Origin of the sequence: Candidatus Uabimicrobium helgolandensis (assembly GCF_041508025.1) — a bacterium.
Lineage (GTDB): Bacteria > Planctomycetota > Uabimicrobiia > Uabimicrobiales > Uabimicrobiaceae > Uabimicrobium > Uabimicrobium helgolandensis.
In genome coordinates this window covers 3,425,333-3,442,805 of sequence record NZ_CP165719.1, presented here as the reverse complement: position 1 = coordinate 3,442,805, position 17,473 = coordinate 3,425,333, and the positions used below count along the sequence as shown (strand labels likewise).

The 17,473-nt window shown below is 35.9% G+C and carries 15 protein-coding genes; 7 read left to right on the top strand and 8 right to left on the bottom strand.

Translation table 11 applies throughout. The features are described 5' to 3' along the window. Window positions 1-2 precede the first annotated feature (2 nt). The 6 genes from UABHE_RS12615 to UABHE_RS12590 form a co-directional block, all read right to left on the bottom strand. Window positions 3-740, bottom strand: a complete 738-nt coding sequence (locus UABHE_RS12615; RefSeq protein WP_372370677.1) for a hypothetical protein — start codon at window positions 738-740, stop codon at window positions 3-5. Beyond that, window positions 730-1,578, bottom strand: coding sequence for a hypothetical protein (locus UABHE_RS12610; protein WP_372370676.1), 849 nt, complete (start codon window positions 1,576-1,578; stop codon window positions 730-732). Before UABHE_RS12610 ends, UABHE_RS12615 begins: the two co-directional genes overlap by 11 nt. A 45-nt stretch (window positions 1,579-1,623) precedes the next feature. Next, complete coding sequence (locus tag UABHE_RS12605) at window positions 1,624-2,028, bottom strand: hypothetical protein (RefSeq protein WP_372370675.1); 405 nt, start codon at window positions 2,026-2,028, stop codon at window positions 1,624-1,626. Window positions 2,029-2,158: 130 nt separating this feature from the next. Further along, window positions 2,159-2,767: a hypothetical protein gene (locus tag UABHE_RS12600; RefSeq protein ID WP_372370673.1), complete on the bottom strand. Its 609-nt coding sequence runs from the start codon at window positions 2,765-2,767 to the stop codon at window positions 2,159-2,161. 11 nt (window positions 2,768-2,778) lie between these two features. Next, a complete protein-coding gene (locus tag UABHE_RS12595) occupies window positions 2,779-4,944 on the bottom strand; it encodes a molybdopterin cofactor-binding domain-containing protein (protein WP_372370672.1) in 2,166 nt (721 codons plus the stop codon). Next, window positions 4,944-5,417 carry a (2Fe-2S)-binding protein gene (locus UABHE_RS12590; RefSeq protein WP_372370671.1) on the bottom strand — a complete coding sequence of 158 codons (474 nt, stop codon included), beginning with the start codon at window positions 5,415-5,417 and terminating at the stop codon, window positions 4,944-4,946. The genes UABHE_RS12595 and UABHE_RS12590 overlap by 1 nt, the downstream gene beginning before the upstream one ends. Window positions 5,418-5,822: 405 nt before the next feature. Between UABHE_RS12590 and UABHE_RS12585 the strand changes: the two genes are divergently transcribed. The 3 genes from UABHE_RS12585 (at window position 5,823) to UABHE_RS12575 (ending at window position 10,980) form a co-directional block, all read left to right on the top strand. Next, window positions 5,823-7,778 carry a hypothetical protein gene (locus UABHE_RS12585; protein ID WP_372370669.1) on the top strand — a complete coding sequence of 652 codons (1,956 nt, stop codon included), beginning with the start codon at window positions 5,823-5,825 and terminating at the stop codon, window positions 7,776-7,778. A gap of 173 nt (window positions 7,779-7,951) precedes the next feature. After that, window positions 7,952-10,117 carry a hypothetical protein gene (locus UABHE_RS12580; protein WP_372370668.1) on the top strand — a complete coding sequence of 722 codons (2,166 nt, stop codon included), beginning with the start codon at window positions 7,952-7,954 and terminating at the stop codon, window positions 10,115-10,117. Window positions 10,118-10,665: 548 nt separating this feature from the next. Beyond that, a complete protein-coding gene (locus UABHE_RS12575; protein ID WP_372370667.1) occupies window positions 10,666-10,980 on the top strand; it encodes a hypothetical protein in 315 nt (104 codons plus the stop codon). Between the two features lie 46 nt (window positions 10,981-11,026). Here the strand turns inward: UABHE_RS12575 and UABHE_RS12570 are convergent, their stop codons facing one another. Beyond that, window positions 11,027-11,176 (bottom strand): hypothetical protein, encoded by a 150-nt coding sequence (locus UABHE_RS12570; RefSeq protein ID WP_372370666.1) that lies wholly within the window; start codon window positions 11,174-11,176, stop codon window positions 11,027-11,029. Between the two features lie 28 nt (window positions 11,177-11,204). On the opposite strand from UABHE_RS12570, the gene UABHE_RS12565 reads away from it, so the two are divergent. From UABHE_RS12565 to UABHE_RS12550, 4 genes are all read left to right on the top strand, one after another. After that, complete coding sequence (locus UABHE_RS12565; protein WP_372370665.1) at window positions 11,205-12,752, top strand: hypothetical protein; 1,548 nt, start codon at window positions 11,205-11,207, stop codon at window positions 12,750-12,752. A 66-nt stretch (window positions 12,753-12,818) separates the two neighbouring features. Beyond that, on the top strand, window positions 12,819-13,295 hold the full coding sequence (locus UABHE_RS12560) for a hypothetical protein (protein WP_372370663.1): 477 nt from the start codon (window positions 12,819-12,821) through the stop codon (window positions 13,293-13,295). A 173-nt stretch (window positions 13,296-13,468) separates the two neighbouring features. Then, complete coding sequence (locus UABHE_RS12555) at window positions 13,469-15,073, top strand: tetratricopeptide repeat protein (protein ID WP_372370662.1); 1,605 nt, start codon at window positions 13,469-13,471, stop codon at window positions 15,071-15,073. 57 nt (window positions 15,074-15,130) lie between these two features. Further along, window positions 15,131-15,685, top strand: coding sequence for a hypothetical protein (locus UABHE_RS12550; RefSeq protein ID WP_372370661.1), 555 nt, complete (start codon window positions 15,131-15,133; stop codon window positions 15,683-15,685). Window positions 15,686-16,057: 372 nt separating this feature from the next. On the opposite strand, the gene UABHE_RS12545 is transcribed toward UABHE_RS12550, so the two are convergent. After that, the gene (locus UABHE_RS12545) at window positions 16,058-17,080 is read right to left on the bottom strand and encodes an IS110 family transposase (protein WP_372365710.1); all 1,023 of its coding nucleotides are present in this window, start codon (window positions 17,078-17,080) and stop codon (window positions 16,058-16,060) included. Window positions 17,081-17,473 lie beyond the last annotated feature (393 nt).

Sequence of the window (17,473 nt, the reverse complement as noted above, 5' to 3'; positions counted from 1 at the left end):
TTTTAGTCCTCTGTGTTGTAGATAAAATCTATACGGCAAATATTTTTTGCTCTATTTGCTTCAATTGTCCATACGCCTCCAACAGCAATTTCTTTGCCGCTAAAAGTTTGTTGTTCTCCACTAAAAAAAGAGACGTGTACTACTATTGCAAGGCGTAATTTTGCAGAACCACCTCGTAAACTCATATAAAGTTCCTGAGTAATTGAATCCCATTCAAAATGCAATGACATATTCTTGCCACCAATAAACTGGCTTGGAATTGCCATATTCGGTGGTAGGTTGTCTGTTGTTCCTGCAGCGCGTCTTTGGCAAGTTTGTTGTGAAATGTTATTGCCATGCACCCACAAAAATAATACAGTTCCGCGTTTTATGGCTAGATTTTTATACAAAAGATAAAAATAGTACCAGCGCAAGTCCTTATTTTCATTTGTTTGTGCTTGCCTTACTAAGTCTAAATATTCACCAGGATGTTTGTCGGCGAGATACCATAGTTTGCTGTGGCTTCTCTCACTTAGTATTTGATATTCTTTTTCAACGCAAAACGGACAACTTAGTAGGTGATAAAGAGAGTGGTAGTACAAAAAAGGGTGTTGGCTTTTTATGGTATTAAATGCTTTGATTAGCAATTTATTTTCCGCAGAAGAAATATCATAGCTACGCCAATTTTCACTGAGAGAAAATAGCTCTAATTTTGTATAAAAGTGATCGCAACTAGGTTGTAAGATTTTTTTAATTTTCATGGTAAACTTTAGATAAATTTTCGAGAATATCTTCGACTAAACATGTGTAATCATCATCGTTTAACTGTTGTTGATGTTTTTCATTCAAAAAACTAGAAATGCAATTCTTTAAAACATCACGTACACTTTGTCTTGTTTCAATGCTATCAACTTTGCCAACATCACTGTGCGTTTGTTCTATTACTTTTGGATCGACAGTAGTTGAATTTGTCTGTGCTTGATAGTCTTTGTTGTATTCGTATAAAAGTGCACTAATATTGATATCACCAAGAAAAAAGCGCGGCGAAACAAAACGATACACTTCTTCGCAACTATTGCCAAATTGAATCTTGTCTCGCTTAAAATCCACTTGCAAATAAATGGCAAAACCATAAGTGTTTTTATCGCGAACATTAAAAGTTTTTTGTAAATAATCTACTAAAGAAACATCTTCATTGTGATTTTCAGCACTAATTACTTGCAGCATATCTAGAAAAAAACGATTTTTATTGATGTGATCACAACAAAAGAACACTTGATTATTTTCTATGTCTTTGGTTTCAATTTGAAAATTATGTCCCTTTGCTGCCGTCCAAAAGAAACCCTCGCTATCAAAAATATTGGCAGTTTTATCGAATTTGAGAACATAATGACCTCTATGTTCTACTGTAGTTTGCAAAACAAAAATATTGTTGCCAGCTATTTTGCGTATACTAAAATATGCGCGGTTTTTAATATTAGGATCTGTTGGCCATATACATAGAAAAATTTTTGTCGGAATGACACCTTTGAAAGCTGTTGTTCCGATATAACCGCTTTGTAAACCGCAATTTTTCAAACGACGAATGTAGGTTCTCATACTCTATACTATATATTCTCAACTGAGTTGAGAAACTTCCTTCTTTTAAGTTCCAAAAGTAAGATCCCATATAGCGACAAAAATAGTAAAAATAATGGTTACGAAATACACAATAGCACCATAACAAAATATCGCTAGTACAAGAAATAGAATAGCTATGTTTAAAATTAGCTCAAATAAAAAAATAAATATCGAAGGTACAATGGCAATAACTTCGTTACTTGTACTTTTTATGTACTGATATGATGCTCTTGTCCAATTTAAATTTACCCAGTTTTTTTCTCTCAAATTAGATGCAACAGAACATGCATTATCTCCGTGCTTCCACAAGAATTTAACTATAGACTCTGTTGTTTTTAATGCTTGCCTTTTCGGAATGTTTTGTTCGTTCCCCAGAAGAAAAACGTTACTTAGGCATATAAAAAAGAAGGTATAAAAAAAGATTTTCATCAATTTCTCCAGTTTGTAACTCGAAATAACAGAGTAATACGAAAATGAAGTAGCATATCTTTGTTAATTGAAAATAAGTATGTTTAATTTTGATTTTAATCCTCTCGTTTAAGACGAGAGGATTAAACTATTACTTAGGTGCAACAGCTCCATTTTCAATCCAAATTTTCATGTAGTGAACAAATTCTTTATGGCTAAGTGGCGGTTTTGTTCTACCTTTGCCAGGATTCCATCCCCAAAGAACTAAAGGGTCAGAACTGACATGTTCGAAAATTTGTTCGAGAGTTTTTCCGCCATTATGCTTTGGATCTTTTAGTTGTTTTGCTAATTGTCCAGCGGTTTTTCCCTGAAAAACAAGCGGCATACTTGGATGTGGTAAATGCCAGTTAGGAGCACCTGGTGGCATGTGTTTTCCGATACCATTTGTTTTTTGGTGACAGGCTGTACATTTCATGCCAGGAATTCCCTTGCCGTTCTTACCACCTTGAACGCGCATAGCATGTGGAATGCTTTTGTCTGATTGTAGTGGTGCAGAACCTGTAGGGTGACAATTAAGGCATCGCGGGTGGATGAAAACTTTGTAAGCTTTTTCAAACGCTGCGCGAGAAATATCTGCTTTGTTTTGTTCTTCATTTTGTTGTTGGGCAGAAACTAAATTGAGCACTAGAGTGATAAAAATCCATATTGAAGCGATTAACCCTAGTCGCGCAAGCCCAGAATATTTTTGAGTATTTGTCATTTCTTCTCCTTCTATCCGCGTAATTCTTCGCTGTTAATAGGTAGTTGACGAATACGTTTACCTGTTGCTGCAAAAATAGCGTTTATAACTGCAGGTGCAAGAGGTGGAACTGAAACTTCACCGATTCCGCCCATTTTGTCAGTGCTCGGCACAATATGAGTTTCCACTTGAGGCATTTCGTCCATGCGTAGTGCTTTGTAGTCGTAAAAATTACTTTGTTGCACACGACCATTTTTAAAGGTGATTTTTCCGTGGAGTACAGCACTTAAAGCGTAGACAATTCCACTTTCCATTTGTGCTTCCACTGTATCTGGATTTACGACAGGACCGCAATCTACAGCACAGATAACTTTATGGATTTTGACCTTGCCTTCTTTTGAAACCGAAACTTCTGCTACTTGCGCAACAAAGCTTCCAAAGCTTGCATGTACTGCTAAGCCTCGTCCATGTCGTTCAGGTAATGGCGCGCCCCAATTTGATTTGCTAACGGCTAGTTCTAAAGCTCTTTTATGCCGCGGGTGACCTTTGAGTAACTCAAGTCTTAATTTGTATGGATCTTTACCAGCAGCAGCTGCTAACTCATCGAGAAAACATTCGACAACAATAGGGTTGTGTGAGCCACCGACAGAACGCCACCAAAGTACTGGTACATTTGATTTGGGACTATGTAAATCGACATACACATTCGGTATTGCATATGGCACATTTTCAGCACCTTCTACAGAAGTACTGTCAACACCATTGTGAACCATAAACCCTTCAAAAGGAGTCCCTGAAGCAATCGATTGTCCTACTATCGTGTGTTTCCAAGCCACTGGGTTATTGTTGGCATCAAGACCTCCAGCAATTTTGTGATAGTATCTTGGACGATACCATCCGCCGTGAATGTCATCTTCTCGCGTCCAAACAACTTTTACAGGCGCTTTTACCGCTTTTGATGTTTCAACTGCTTCGCGTACAAAATGGCTATCTGGCACAGCACGTCGTCCAAATCCGCCACCTAACAAGGTAGTATGAACATGAACTTTTTCCGCTGGGAGTCCTGTTATCTTGGCAGCAACTGCATGTTCTGCTGTTTGAAATTGTGTTCCAGTCCATACATGACAACTATCTTTGCGAACATCTGCAACACAGTTGAGGGGTTCCATTGGTGCATGAGCAAGGTAAGGAACTTCGTATACAGCTTCTAGTTTTGTGGTTGCACTACTCATCGCTGTTTCTACATTGCCTTTGTTTTTAGCCACAGCTCCTGGAGAATCGGCAAGTTTTGCGTACTGTTCGCGTTGTTTTTCGGTGTCGAGATTTGCGCCAGCTCCGTCATTCCATACAACATCTAGAGCCTTAGCACCGCGATTAGCTGACCAAAAATTGTCGGCAACTACTGCAATACCTGAATGAATTTGGACAATGGCCTTCACCCCTGATATTGCCTTTGCTTTATCTGTAGAAAAGCTTTTCACTTTTCCACCAAGCACAGGTGGGCGCCTTACTACAGCTGTTAACAAACCATCTATCTGTACATCAATACCAAACACCGCTTGTCCGTTGGTCTTACTTGGTGTATCAAGTCGTTTAATCGGTTTGCCAATGATTTTAAAGTCTTTTGGGTCTTTCAAAGTAATGTTTGTTGGCGTTGGCATTTTTTCAGCTTGTTTGGCCAATTTTCCATAAGTCAATTGACGCTTTGTCGCATCGTGAAATACTACGCCATTTTCTGCGCGGCAACTTTCGGTTGTTACTTCCCATGTTTTTGCTGCGGCTGCGATCAACATTGCTTTTCCAGTAGCTCCCACTTGGCGTAGACGATCCCACTCTGTCCAAGTACTACTGCTACCACCCGTCATTTGCGCGCCAAAATTTGTATGTCCGTATACGACATTGACTGGAGCGGCTTCGATCTTAACTTTGCTCCAATCGCAATCGAGTTCTTCGGCAACCATCATTGGCAGTGAAGTGTAGACGCCTTGTCCCATTTCCGAGTGGTTGACAAGAATCGTAATTGAATCATCTTCGCCAATACGCAAAAAAGCATTGGCAATGTCAGCACTAGACCATTTGTCAGCTGCTTCTACGCGTTTACCATTTAGGGGCAGGTTAAAGCCTATGACTAAACCACCTACGACTGCAGCACCAGCTTTGAGAAAAGAGCGGCGACTAATTCCATTAATACCTCTCATTAATTTTCCCCCTTTTGTTTTCTCACGGAATCTGCTGCACTGTGTATTGCGCGACGGATACGATTATAAGTACCACAACGACAAATATTACCGGTCATCACATCATCGATGTCTTCGTCTGTTGGCTTGTCATTGTGTGCTAGTAATACTGCTGCGCTCATAATTTGCCCTGACTGACAATAACCACATTGTGGAACATCTTCGGCAATCCACGCTTGTTGTAAAGAATCACCAAGATCAGAAGACAGCCCTTCGATGGTGGTAATTTCTTTGCCTTCTGCCGCGGAAATAGGAACAACACAAGAACGAACCGCTTCACCATCAACATGTACAGTACAAGCTCCGCACTGAGCTACCCCACATCCGTACTTGGTTCCCGTTAAGCCGATCTTATCGCGAATTGCCCACAAGAGCGGCATTTCAGGATCAGCGTCGATTTCATATTTTTTTTGATTGATTTTTAGCTTTACCATAAAACCTCCTAGAGGTGCGAATGTAAAATATTTTGTATACTTTGAAGATATTTCAATCACTTACTAAAATCAAGGTTAATTTTGTAAAACACTTGTTTCGATACATTTGAAATCCATTATTTGGAAATAGGAATTGCAACTCGTAATCCAAAATAACCTCCGTAGCAATTTCATTTTACTTACCGCGAACAACTATTGACTTTTGTGTATGCAAAATCTTGCATTTTTTTTTCAATAAAATGTTTAGCTTTTTTAAAAAAAATACATTTTTTTGAAAATTTGTTTTATAACGACTATTTTACTTTTAAAAGTTTAGTTTGGCATAGTAAGATATAGAAAAATGATTATCATACAATTGCGGTGTTTTTGCAGTCAGTAAATGGTTTTAAAATCAAGGAGTGTAAGGTGTCTCGCGAACAGATAGAACAAAATAAAAAAACTTCTTTTCTCAAACAGGAAACCTCAAAGATTTATGAACTTCTCATAGAAAATTATAAAGGTGAACAATACCGAGAAATTGACAATTACGATATCGCGACATTCATCGAAAAAAAGATAGACTTTGCGCAGATTCATTTAGCTACTGTAGATAAAGTGAAATATGGACGATCGTTGCAACACGTTCAATTTATACATGACCTGTGTGTATGTTTGAATACCTTTAAGCAGTATGGCAAAGATCATTCAGTAACACACCTCAAATTATCGGAATTGTTTGATTTTCTGAATGTATATTTCTATAGATTTCAGGAATTGAAACTTACAAGTGTTGGGCATCAAATCTTATTTAACAATAGAAAAGTACAAGAAACACCGCAGGGCAATTTTCTAATCAGTAAAATGTCAGATAAAGGTATTGGTATTATAAGAATATACAGAGGATTTACCTTCGAAGAATTAGTACTTTTAATAGAAATATTACTGTATAAGTCCCATGAAGAAAGTCAAATTCCTTTAGAACGTCTTACTAAATTAAAAAACACTAAAATAGAGCAAATTGAGTATCTTTTTGAGGAAAATTTAGGGATATTTGTTGATTCTGGGACTTTTTCTTCAACCGAGGAAGTAGAGGATCACGAGAATATTGGCGAAGGTATAGTTATTGAACCAGATGACGTTCCTGATGATATAACTAGGGAACGAGATGCTCATAAAGAACCTGAAAAAATAGAGCAAAAAATCCCTAAACAACAACAAAATTTTGTTTTGTCTGACAAAGACCTACCGCAAAAACAGCAAAAACTTTCGTTTGAAAAATCATCGTCTCGCCAGAAATATCCACAACAACTACCAAAATTCGAAGAAATGCTCAGCGATGATGCTGGAAGGCCAGGACCTGTCGAGCGATTAATTGCACAGTCAGAAAATGCGATGAGGTGTATTCAGTATTTTGTTGGCTTACAATTTATTATTATCGCCAATTTTATTGATGTTATTGTTGATACAATTGCGAGCTATATAAATAGTATCTATCAAAATTGGAGGTGGATGCGCAGTATTCGCAAGGCAATGAAAAACAGAACCCGCGAAGCAAAAATACGCATGCTAATCCATGACTTAAATATCGGACGCATTTATTTATCTCGCTTTTTTGGTTTAGCCGGTCATTCTATGCAAATTTACAAGGGACAAAATCTTGGTAAATACGCAAACTATGTTACCGCAACTTTTCCCTTAAAAATAGTACTGGAAATGCGCGAGCACTTTGATGGTATGAAGCGCGGGTTATCATTATTAACTGTGAAAGAGACCAAGCAAACAATTACTAAGTCACTGTGGGATTTTTTCAAGAGCTTTTTACCTGACATATGGGGAATGTTTGTCTCGTTTAAAGATATTTTTGTAATTCAGTTTTCAATGAAATACAATCGCCATCAAGTAGAAGGAATGTATGTCGATTTTGTTCAATCGTATTTATCTCTAATTGAATTACTTGCAAAAGATAGTGCGCAAAAACATATTGCAAATATTGATTTACCAGAACTAGGGATATACGAAGAAGTGTTGTTTGAACGTTTTGATCATAAACAAGTAAATACAATTGCTCACGCAGTTAAAAACTGCCGCTTTAGTTTACAAAGACTTCTACAAATAATGTGTAAGCCTCGTCCTTTTTTGTACCCAAAGTATTGGCAGCGCCTTGATGTTATTCGTGAAATTCACAAAGCGCGGCGGTTCGAGATGAATTCGTTTTGTGAACTGGAATTAGAAAAATGGGTGATGGTGGAAGTTAGAAGAATTTTAAATAGTAGAGGTTATACTATTTGTGAAGAAGAACAGATATTACGGGAACAAGAATTAAGCGCATTTCAAAGAAACTATGCTTATCAGAAACTACTAAAAGACCAATTTGTTTTGTAATTGTCTACTAGAGAGCCAAGGCTTGACCACTGTTGAGTTAAGGAATTCAAATCTGATTTGAATTGCAAATTTCTGAGGGAGCCAAGTGAATTGGGATATAGAAAAAATGAATTATCATACAATTGCGGTATTTTTTGCAGCCGGTAAATAGTTTTGAAATCAAGGAGTGTAAAGTGTCTCGCGAACAGATAGAACAAAATAAAAAAACTTCTTTTCTCAAACAGGAAACCTCAAAGATTTATGAACTTCTCATAGAAAATTATAAAGGTGAACAATACCGAGAAATTGACAATTATGATATCGTGGCATTCGTCGAAAAAAATATAGATTTTTCACCGATTCCTTTAACTGCTGCAGAGAAAAAGGAATATAAACGATCGTTACAACATGTTCAATTTTTAGAAGATTTGTGTGTATGTTTGAATACCTTTAAGCAGTATGGCAAAGATCATTCAGTAACGCACCTCAAATTATCGGAATTTTTTGATTTTTTGAATGCGTATTTAAAAGCATTTCTAGAGTTGACATTTGCTAACCGTAACGGACAAATTCTAGTGAACAATAGAAAACTCAAGGAAACACTGCAATGTGATGTTTTACTAAACGCAATGGCAGATAAAGATATTGGAGTTGTGGTAATACGTAAGGGTTTTTTTTTTGAAGAGTTAGTGCTCTTAACAGAAATATTATATAAACCTTACGGAGAAAGCCAAATCCTCTTAGAGTTGCTGGATAAGTCAAAAGGAATTGAAATAAATCAAATTAAATATCTACGAGAGGGTGGTTTATCACTACCCGGTGGTTTACCACTATCTGGTGGTTTACCACTATCTGGTGGTTTATCACTATCTGGTGGTTTACCACTATCTGGTGGTTTATCACTATCTGGTGAGGAAAGTACTTTTTTGTCAATAGAGGATGAGTATGATGATATTTTCGAGAGTACATTACCACTATCTGGTGGTTTATCACTATCTGGTGGTTTACCACTATCTGGTGGTTTATCACTATCTGGTGAGGAAAGTACTTTTTTGTCAATAGAGGATGAGTATGATGATATTTTCGAGAGTACAGTTATCGAACCAGATGACAGTCCTGAAGATATATATGCACAACGAGATACTCTTAAAGAACCAGAAAAAATAGAACAAAAAATCTTTAAACAACAACAAAATTTTGTTTTGTCTGGCAAAGACCTACCGCAAAAACAGCAAAAACTTTCGTTTGAAAAATCATCGTCTCGCCAGAAATATCCACAACAACTACCAAAATTCGAAGAAATGCTCAGCGATGATGCTGGAAGGCCAGGACCTGTCGAGCGACTAATTGCGCAGTCAGAGAATGCGATGAGGTGCATGCAGTATTTTGTTGGCTTACAATTTATTATTATCGCCAATTTTATTGATGTTATTGTTGATACGATTGCGAGCTATATAAATAGTATCTATCAAAACTGGAGGTGGATGCGCAGTATTCGCAAGGCAATGAAAAACAGAACCCGCGAAGCAAAAATACGCATGCTAATCCATGACTTAAATATCGGACGTATTTATTTATCTCGCTTTTTTGGCTTAGCCGGTCATTCTATGCAAATTTACAAGGGACAAAATCTTGGTAAATACGCAAACTACGTTACCGCAACTTTTCCCTTAAAAATAGCGCTGGAAATGCGTGAGCATTTTGATGGCATGAAGCGCGGATTATCGTTATTAACTGCGAAAGAAACCAAGCAAACAATTGCTAACTCACTGTGGGATTTTTTCAAGCGATTTTTACCCGACATATGGGGAATGTTTGTCTCGTTTAAAGATATTTTTGTTATCCAGTTTTCAATGAAATACAATCGTCATCAAGTAGAAGGTATGTATGTTGATTTTGTGCAATCGTATTTGTCCTTAATTGATTTACTTGCCAAAGATAGTGGTGCGCAAAAATATGTAGTAAATGTTGATTTGCCTGAGCTAGGGGCATATGAAGAAGTATTGTTCGAACGATTTGATCATAAACAAGTAGATACAATTGCTAATGCAATTAAAGACTGCCGTTTTAGTTTGCAAAGGCTTCTACAAATAATGTGCAAACCTCTTCCTTTTTTGTATCCAAAATATTGGCAGCGCCTTGACATCATTCGCGAAATCCACAAAGTACGGCAGTTTGAAATGAATTCTTTTTGCGAACTCGAATTAGAAAAATGGGTAATGACAAAGGTAAGAAGAATATTAAACACTAGAGGTTACCCCATTTGTGAAAAAGAACAAAGATTACGACAACAAGAATTAAGCGAATTTCAAAGAAAATACGCTTACCAAAAACTATTAAAAGACCAATTTGTTTTGTAATTGTTTACGAAGAGGATAAATCGCATGGTTTTGTTAAATCACTATTGTATTTAGGGGAGGAAGCTCGAAAAACAAGGATTCTTTTGTCGTCCCTGTGAAAGCAGAGGTTGTCAAGTTAAGAAAGTATAATTTTATGCGATGCTGAGTAAAAAACAAAATGGTTGTGAGTTGCGCATCAAATTTGATCTGTTTTGTCTCGCATAAACGGACAAATAATACTTTCAACGCGAAGTCGCATTTTCAAAAGATAATTTGGGGCGTGTCATCATTCAATACAGATAAAAATATAACGGATTCATTTAATGATACGCCAGTAGTATTGAGCCCGAGCCCGTTTGCGAGCCCGCGCCCGAAAACTTTTTGAGAGCGACAGAAAGTGATTTATTGGTTCAATACTAGTTTTTTGCGATGGAAAAAGAAACTTTGCTTCTTTGATAAATTGTTAGTGAAAGTTTCGGAAACGGGCTCGGGCTCGAAAAAACACACAATATTTTGAATGATGACACGCCCTGGTTAAAAATAGTTTCAATTCTTTTATGAGTAACTTTTTGAATACACTGAGGGATTACGAACACACAGTATCGGCTGTTAATATAGAAAAAAATACTCTTAAATACACAGTGGAATTAGCTAAAGATTGCTTAGCTAACCTTTCTAAGGAACAAGCGAAATCCTTCTTGATTGCTATAGGTGTTCATCCAAATGAAGTAGCAAATTCGGATGATTTAACTACTTATTATGTCAATGTTATTGGGTATCTCATTACAAGGAAGTTATTAGAGAAGTGGCTTTTGGAGCTGGTATCGAATAAGCTAGATTTTGCAAGCGATTGGATTAAAAAATTTAGGAAACTTAGCAAATAGAATACTTACTTTTTTTATTCACTCCAAAACTCGTTGCGTTCACCTGCTAACCAGCGACTAGTATGGGTGCGTATGTTGTAATTTCCCAAAAGAATAAATATACCTGCGGATGATTATTTTCAACAGCAAATTTCATATTTATAATAGATAATACAAAACTACGTTTTACAACGCATTTTGGACTGGGAATATTCAAGTCTTCTCTTTTCTTATTTGGAGGCAATATGAAAAATACATTGTTGCTGATATTTGTTTGCTTTTCGATTATTTTATCACAAGAAGTGTCTGTTAGTCTCGATAGCTCAAAAAAACAGGTATCAATTATTATTAAAAATTTTGGCAATGATGAGTTTGATAGTTCGCAAACCATTAAATTTTTAACAACATGCACTTCTACTTATTTACTTCATAGTTCGTTTTATAAAAAATTAAACGAGTCAGATTTGCGTTGGGCGAGTCTAATTTTTTGGAGCTTAACATCTATTGGCAATAACATTGCGGAGGTTCCTGCTCGTCTTGACCTTTTGGGAAATGAAGTTGCCGTTTCTTTAAAACAAAAGAATACGCATGCTGTGAAATTTTCATATCGGTTGATGTATGAAGTGCTGTTACTTTGTTGGAGTCCGTATGCTCAAGATGTAATTGATCGCTATTTAAAGTTGCAACGTCTTTCGCAGCAAATCGCCAAGAAACAAAATATTTCTAGTGATCTTTACTCTTTGTCTTTTGATGATAACAATTTAGAATTTGCTGTCTCTTTTGATAATCTTATTTTAAATCGAAATCACCAAAAAATAGAAATGTTTCTTCGCGCATATTATCTTGGTATACCGCGGAGTTTTTCTCAATATTCTGAGATTAGTCTAATAGTTAAAAAACTATACCCTCTTACGTCTCAAATTGTCCAAAAAAAACAAATACCTATTCCTATTGCTATATCAGACGTGCTCTATCGTAATTTTTTACAGTACACAATGTGGGAAGCTCGTGTTCTCGATGTACACAAAATAGCCGAAATTTACACTCCTGTTTTAATTTCTTCCCCGAATTATATAGATAAAAATGGATTGTTTAGTTTGCAAAAAATAAAGCTGGTTGGCGATGAAATTGCCCAAGAATTGCAAAAAAGCTTTTTGCGACGAGTTCGCGTTGAGCAAATGTCATGGAATAAATTTGAAACAGAAACCAAAGGCTTTTCAAGCTATCCAACATTAAATATGCCGTTACAAATTTTTAGCTTAAAAAATGAAGGTTGGTATACCAATATTCATTTTTCAATTACAAAAAAAAATCTAAGCAAAATTCCTGAAAACTACACTGTTTATGCCAGAAACAAATGTAATGTATTTTTGAGAAATGAATTAGGGGTTCCCCTTTTCAAAAGAGTTGGTGATCAAGTAGTAGCACTTAAAAATATTACGGTGAAGCAAAGTGGTGATAAATGGCTGATTGAACTTAATAATACAACTTTGTACTTTTGTTCTCCGAAAAAAAATTTGTATTTTGATCTTTTCTACAATAAAAACAATAAGCAACATGAATTCATAGATTTTTTAGTTACGCGCTACAAAATATCACCAGAGAGTATTCTTTTATATAAAATAAGTGGACGTAATCTTAGTGCCGAGCTTATAAAACAAACATTTTTGAATATTAGTATTCGTAAACAACAAGATGATGATTACAGTGTGTTTTACTGGAATGTAAGACTATATCCCAAGCCAGTATTTTTACCAGTATTGTCGGACCTAGGAGTGTCTGGTGCTCCTTGAGGAGTACTTTATACGTTCCTGGTTTGGGAATCTAAAAATGAAAAATCAATATGTGATCTCAAGGCAATGAGCAATACTTATGAAATGGAATTTTTACTGATTGATTACGATAAAATGCTACCGCAAGAAATATTTACTTACAAAAATTTCGATAAAATAGTTTTAGGTCATAGACAAAACAAAATCTCTAACCGACAAATGTACAATTTATTGGAAAAGTTATTCATATCGTCAGAAAAGATTAAATCCTTCATTCATTTCAAGTGGACGGAAAACTTATCATCATTTTACTCTCAGAATTTAGAAAACAATCATCACATACCAATGTTTAAATACTGGTACGATGGAAAACATAAATTGCGAATTGATATTCGTGAAGCATATAAAAAACCTGAAGGTTATAAGTGGAATGATCATCCGCAACTTTTTTTTGCTAATCAAAGACAAGGACGTGCGACTGTTATTTTGAAATTAATAGAAAAAGCTAATAGTGAGAATGTAAAATATATTATGTCGGGAATGAGGGTTTTTGAAAAGAAATGAAAATGGTTTGCGGGTATTTTTTTTACTTTCAAGGGATGTTGTCGTGCTGAATGCTTTTGAGTTGAGACGACTTGACTGGTTGCATGCTTTATTTCTGGCAACAGGCCAATGAGCTTTTTGTCGTTAATTATTATGCTTTTCAATTGAAGTGATATTTTTATTGTAGGTTTGACATGGAACAAAAAATACTAAAAATTTTGAATAATAAACAGGCGGTTCTATTTTGCGGCGCAGGTATTAGTTTAGATCCACCAGCAGGCTTACCTGATTGGCATAAACTACGTGATTACACTCTTGAAGCTATTGCCTCTCTCGATAGTCATTTACAGGGTAAAATCTCTATTTTACTCGAAATGGAAATGATCGCTGATTCGGATAAAAAAGGACTTACTCCCGAAGTTGTCGCTTCAGAAATTGCAAATCATAGTGAAGGTTATTTTGATAGTTTTGCGTCTCTAAATGACGGCGAACCTAATGCAAATCACTATCTTGCTGCAGCAAGCGGTTTTCGTTATATTTTTACCACAAACTTCGATACTTTTATCGAACAAGCGTTACAAAGTAAGAGTGTTACCTTTAAAGTTTATTGTACCGAAGAAGATTTTGATACTTTTAATGATGACGAGAACATGGTGCATCTTTTCAAGTTGCATGGTTGCATTAGTAAGCCAAAAAGTATCACCGCCACAGTAGAGCAGGAAGCGAAAGGTCTTTGTTATTCGAAAAGAAATGTTTTGCGGCTTTTGCTTCAAGAGTGCTATTTTTTGTTTTGGGGTTATAGTGGAGCCGATTTCAAAATAGATATTGACTACTTGCAAATGTTGAGTGTTAGTGAACAGGCAAAAGGTTTTTTCTGGGATTTTTACGATGAAAAAGTAAATTCTTATGTTGCACAAATAGCAGAGATCTATGGCGAAAAAGCTACTATTAGTGTCGGAAATATTCCAAAAATACTCAGCCAAGTCTCAAAAGTAGAAATTCAAGAGTATACAGAACAGGAGCGCGATGATTGGCAACAACAAAAAAACGCAACATTATGCGCAGCTTTAGAAGAGTGGAGTAAACGATATTTACAACCACAACAAGCATGTAATATGCTTGGACGTTTATTTCTCCATAGTGGTAAGTATCTAGATGCTCTTTGTTGTTTTGAACGTTCTTTCGTTCTTTGTAAGTCGCTACCAGCAGTAGAAAAAATAGAGGCTCTACTGAATATGGGAATTGTGCATAGATATTGCGAAAGTTACGATGAGGCGCTGCACTACTTTGAAAAAGCTAAGTACATTACTTTGCAAAACAATCTCTTCAAAGAAACATGTCATTGTCTTAACAACAGTGGTGTTGTTTACGGTACACGGCAAGAATATGACAAAGCTCTTGCGTGTTTTGAAGAAGCGAAAAAAATTGCTGTAGATAACAATTATCTTAAAGAAGAAGCCGCGAATTTAAATAACATTGGCGCTGTGTGCAGTAAACAACAAAGATATGAACAAGCACTCAATTGCTACGAAAGAGCTAAAAAAATAGCATACGATATTGGTGATAAGCGAAGTTTTGCTGCGCGTTTGAATAATATAGCTTATGTTTATGTTCAGCGTAATGAAGCAAACAAAGCATTAGAAAACTACCGAGAATATGAGCAGGTTTCACGTTCTTTGGGAGATTTTGAAGGACTTAGCACAGCCTACTACAATATGGCAATGCTGTATACAAGTCTCAATAAGTGGAATGAAGCAAAGAAATATAACGATTTATATCAAAAATGCAAAAAAATGTAAGGTATTTTGGAATACAAACAAAAAAAGTATCGTTTGTAATTTGAAAAGGCAAATAAAATGATTAGCAAGTTACTAGAACCGTTTGCGAAAAAAATAGCGCGTAGAAAACATAAAAGAAATGTTGCAGAATTCATTCGTAAACATAAAGAAGTTAAATGCAAACCGTTTCCTGGAGAACCGAAAATTGTCTTGAATGAAAGTCGTACTTTGACCATTGTTATTACGATTGTATTCATGTTAATAGGAGTGGTTTTTACTTTTAATCGCGATTTTCGGTTACTTGGTGTATTTTTTATGTTTATGTCTGCTTTGATGTCTTGGGGAATTTTTTTTCCACCACGAATTGTTTTCTCTGGGGATAATATATTTTATCGCAACAGTCTGTTTATGTCGATAATTCTGGGAATAAAAAGAGCAAATAATTTATCTTATGCTAGTGTTAAATTTGTTCAATTCACCATTAGCAAATTTAACGATGCTCCGTTTGTTTATGTTATATTCGTCGTTGGCGAAACAACTCATATGGCGTGCTTTACCAATTTTGACAAATGCTTAATATTATCTTCTTTTTTCCCAAAAAATAAGCAAGCGATAGAAAATGAATATAATTGAGCGCTAAGTATTTTCACTAAGTCTGGTGCTTTTTAACACCAAGCCTAGTGTTTTTGTTGATGTTCTAGTTAAATAGTATTTGAAATATGGCCATCGCTTCGTAGAGGTTACATTCTAATAGCTCTGCTAGATGATTAGCTGTGAATATTTCACCGTTTACTATTTGAGTTTTTTGGTCCTCTGTCAATGATTTTAGATGTTAGTGCGTTGGCATTGGTGAAAATTTTTTCACGGTATGATTGAATGCTCATTCTATATTGCTATATTACATGATGTGCTCGAATAAGATTAGATTTCTCTCATCGAGACAAGTCAAAAACTCAGTAAAATTAAAATTTTCAAAGAACAGTAAAGAAGCTATAAAAAATAAGGTTAAGAAGTAAATTTTAAAGGATCAAAAGACGTATTTTTATGAAAAGTAGTCCAAGCCCAAATAAGAATTTTACGAGCGCAAGCAATAAGAGCAAGCTTCTTGTGCTTGCCACGAGAAACAAGACGATTAAAAAAGGTGCGAAGAGGACCTTTTGTAGTTCCGTAAACAGCTCCGAGAGCTCCAAGATACAGCATTTTACGTAAAGAAGGATTACCTTTACGAGAAATAGCTTCGTGGCATTTAATGCTAGAACCACTAGATCGAGGAACTGGATCAAGACCAACATAAGAAGTAAGTTGCTTTGCAGAACCAAGACCTTGAGTAAGAGAAGTCCAACGATGAAACAGAACAAGAAAGTAAAGAGAATTTTTATCACCAACGCCAGGAGTTTTTTTGAGCTTTTTGACTTGTTCTTTTAAGTCAGTATGCTTCCCAATGTGGTTGTTGATGTCATTCTCAAGGCGTCTGATTTCATCTTGAATCCATTCAATAGATCTTTTGATACTAGCAAGGGCAGAACCTTCGAACTTTAGTTTGAGAAGTAAAGCATTAAGGCGATTTTTTTCACGTAAAAGGGATTGCTGTAACTCTTCTTTACGTTTGAGCATTTCGTCAAGTTGAGCAATGTGTTCTTCTTGAGGTTGCCACTGTGGTAAAGTGCCTTTTGCAATAGCAAAATTAGCAAGTAATCTTGCATCCATGCGATCTGTTTTGGCTCTTATGCCTTCTGATTCAGCCCACTTTCTTACTTTAAATGGGTTGACCATGTTTACAGTCCATTCGTGGTCGAGAGCAAATCTTGCTATTGGTTGCTCATATCCACCGCTTGGCTCTATTACTACTCGTATTTTTTCTAACTCATGTTTTTTTATTATGTTCTTTAACTGTTTTAATAACTTTTTATGACCTTTGTTTGCGTTGGAGAATGTTCCAAGATCTGTTGGCTTATCCTGACTTTTATTTATTATTGCGACATCCAATTTGTCTTGGCTTACATCTATTCCTACTGTGAGAACTGACATTTTTTATTCCTTATCTTATGAATGAAATACCTTTCTCACTGAGTGTTGTTCTCTGGGGACCCTTTGCTACCTGGTATACGAGCTCGGAGCTCTGATTTCTCTACGCTTTCCCAGAGATTTTTGACCTGTCTAACAACGGTTTTGAGAAACCTTTGGCGTTTATTTGTCCGGTCTACTCAAGAGAAGATTATTGATTCTGTCTAAATATCAAGTTTTGCCTTAGGGCGTGTGCGAATTTTATCTTCTCAAAGTAGATTAATTTTGTCAAGATTGATGATACCAGGGCGTGTCATCATTCAATACAGATAAAAAATATAACGGATTCATTTAATGATACGCCAGTAGTATTGAGCCCGAGCCCGTTTGCGAGCCCGCGCCCGAAAATTTTTTGAG

Bases quoted from the DNA above. Each gene is read 5' to 3' on its own strand.
- UABHE_RS12615 (WP_372370677.1), bottom strand. From the start codon at position 740: ATGAAAATTAAAAAAATCTTACAACCTAGTTGCGATCACTTTTATACA.
- UABHE_RS12610 (WP_372370676.1), bottom strand. From the start codon at position 1,578: ATGAGAACCTACATTCGTCGTTTGAAAAATTGCGGTTTACAAAGCGGT.
- UABHE_RS12605 (WP_372370675.1), bottom strand. From the start codon at position 2,028: ATGAAAATCTTTTTTTATACCTTCTTTTTTATATGCCTAAGTAACGTT.
- UABHE_RS12600 (WP_372370673.1), bottom strand. From the start codon at position 2,767: ATGACAAATACTCAAAAATATTCTGGGCTTGCGCGACTAGGGTTAATC.
- UABHE_RS12595 (WP_372370672.1), bottom strand. From the start codon at position 4,944: ATGAGAGGTATTAATGGAATTAGTCGCCGCTCTTTTCTCAAAGCTGGT.
- UABHE_RS12590 (WP_372370671.1), bottom strand. From the start codon at position 5,417: ATGGTAAAGCTAAAAATCAATCAAAAAAAATATGAAATCGACGCTGAT.
- UABHE_RS12565 (WP_372370665.1), top strand. From the start codon at position 11,205: ATGAAAAATACATTGTTGCTGATATTTGTTTGCTTTTCGATTATTTTA.
- UABHE_RS12560 (WP_372370663.1), top strand. From the start codon at position 12,819: ATGAGCAATACTTATGAAATGGAATTTTTACTGATTGATTACGATAAA.
- UABHE_RS12555 (WP_372370662.1), top strand. From the start codon at position 13,469: ATGGAACAAAAAATACTAAAAATTTTGAATAATAAACAGGCGGTTCTA.
- UABHE_RS12550 (WP_372370661.1), top strand. From the start codon at position 15,131: ATGATTAGCAAGTTACTAGAACCGTTTGCGAAAAAAATAGCGCGTAGA.
- UABHE_RS12545 (WP_372365710.1), bottom strand. From the start codon at position 17,080: ATGTCAGTTCTCACAGTAGGAATAGATGTAAGCCAAGACAAATTGGAT.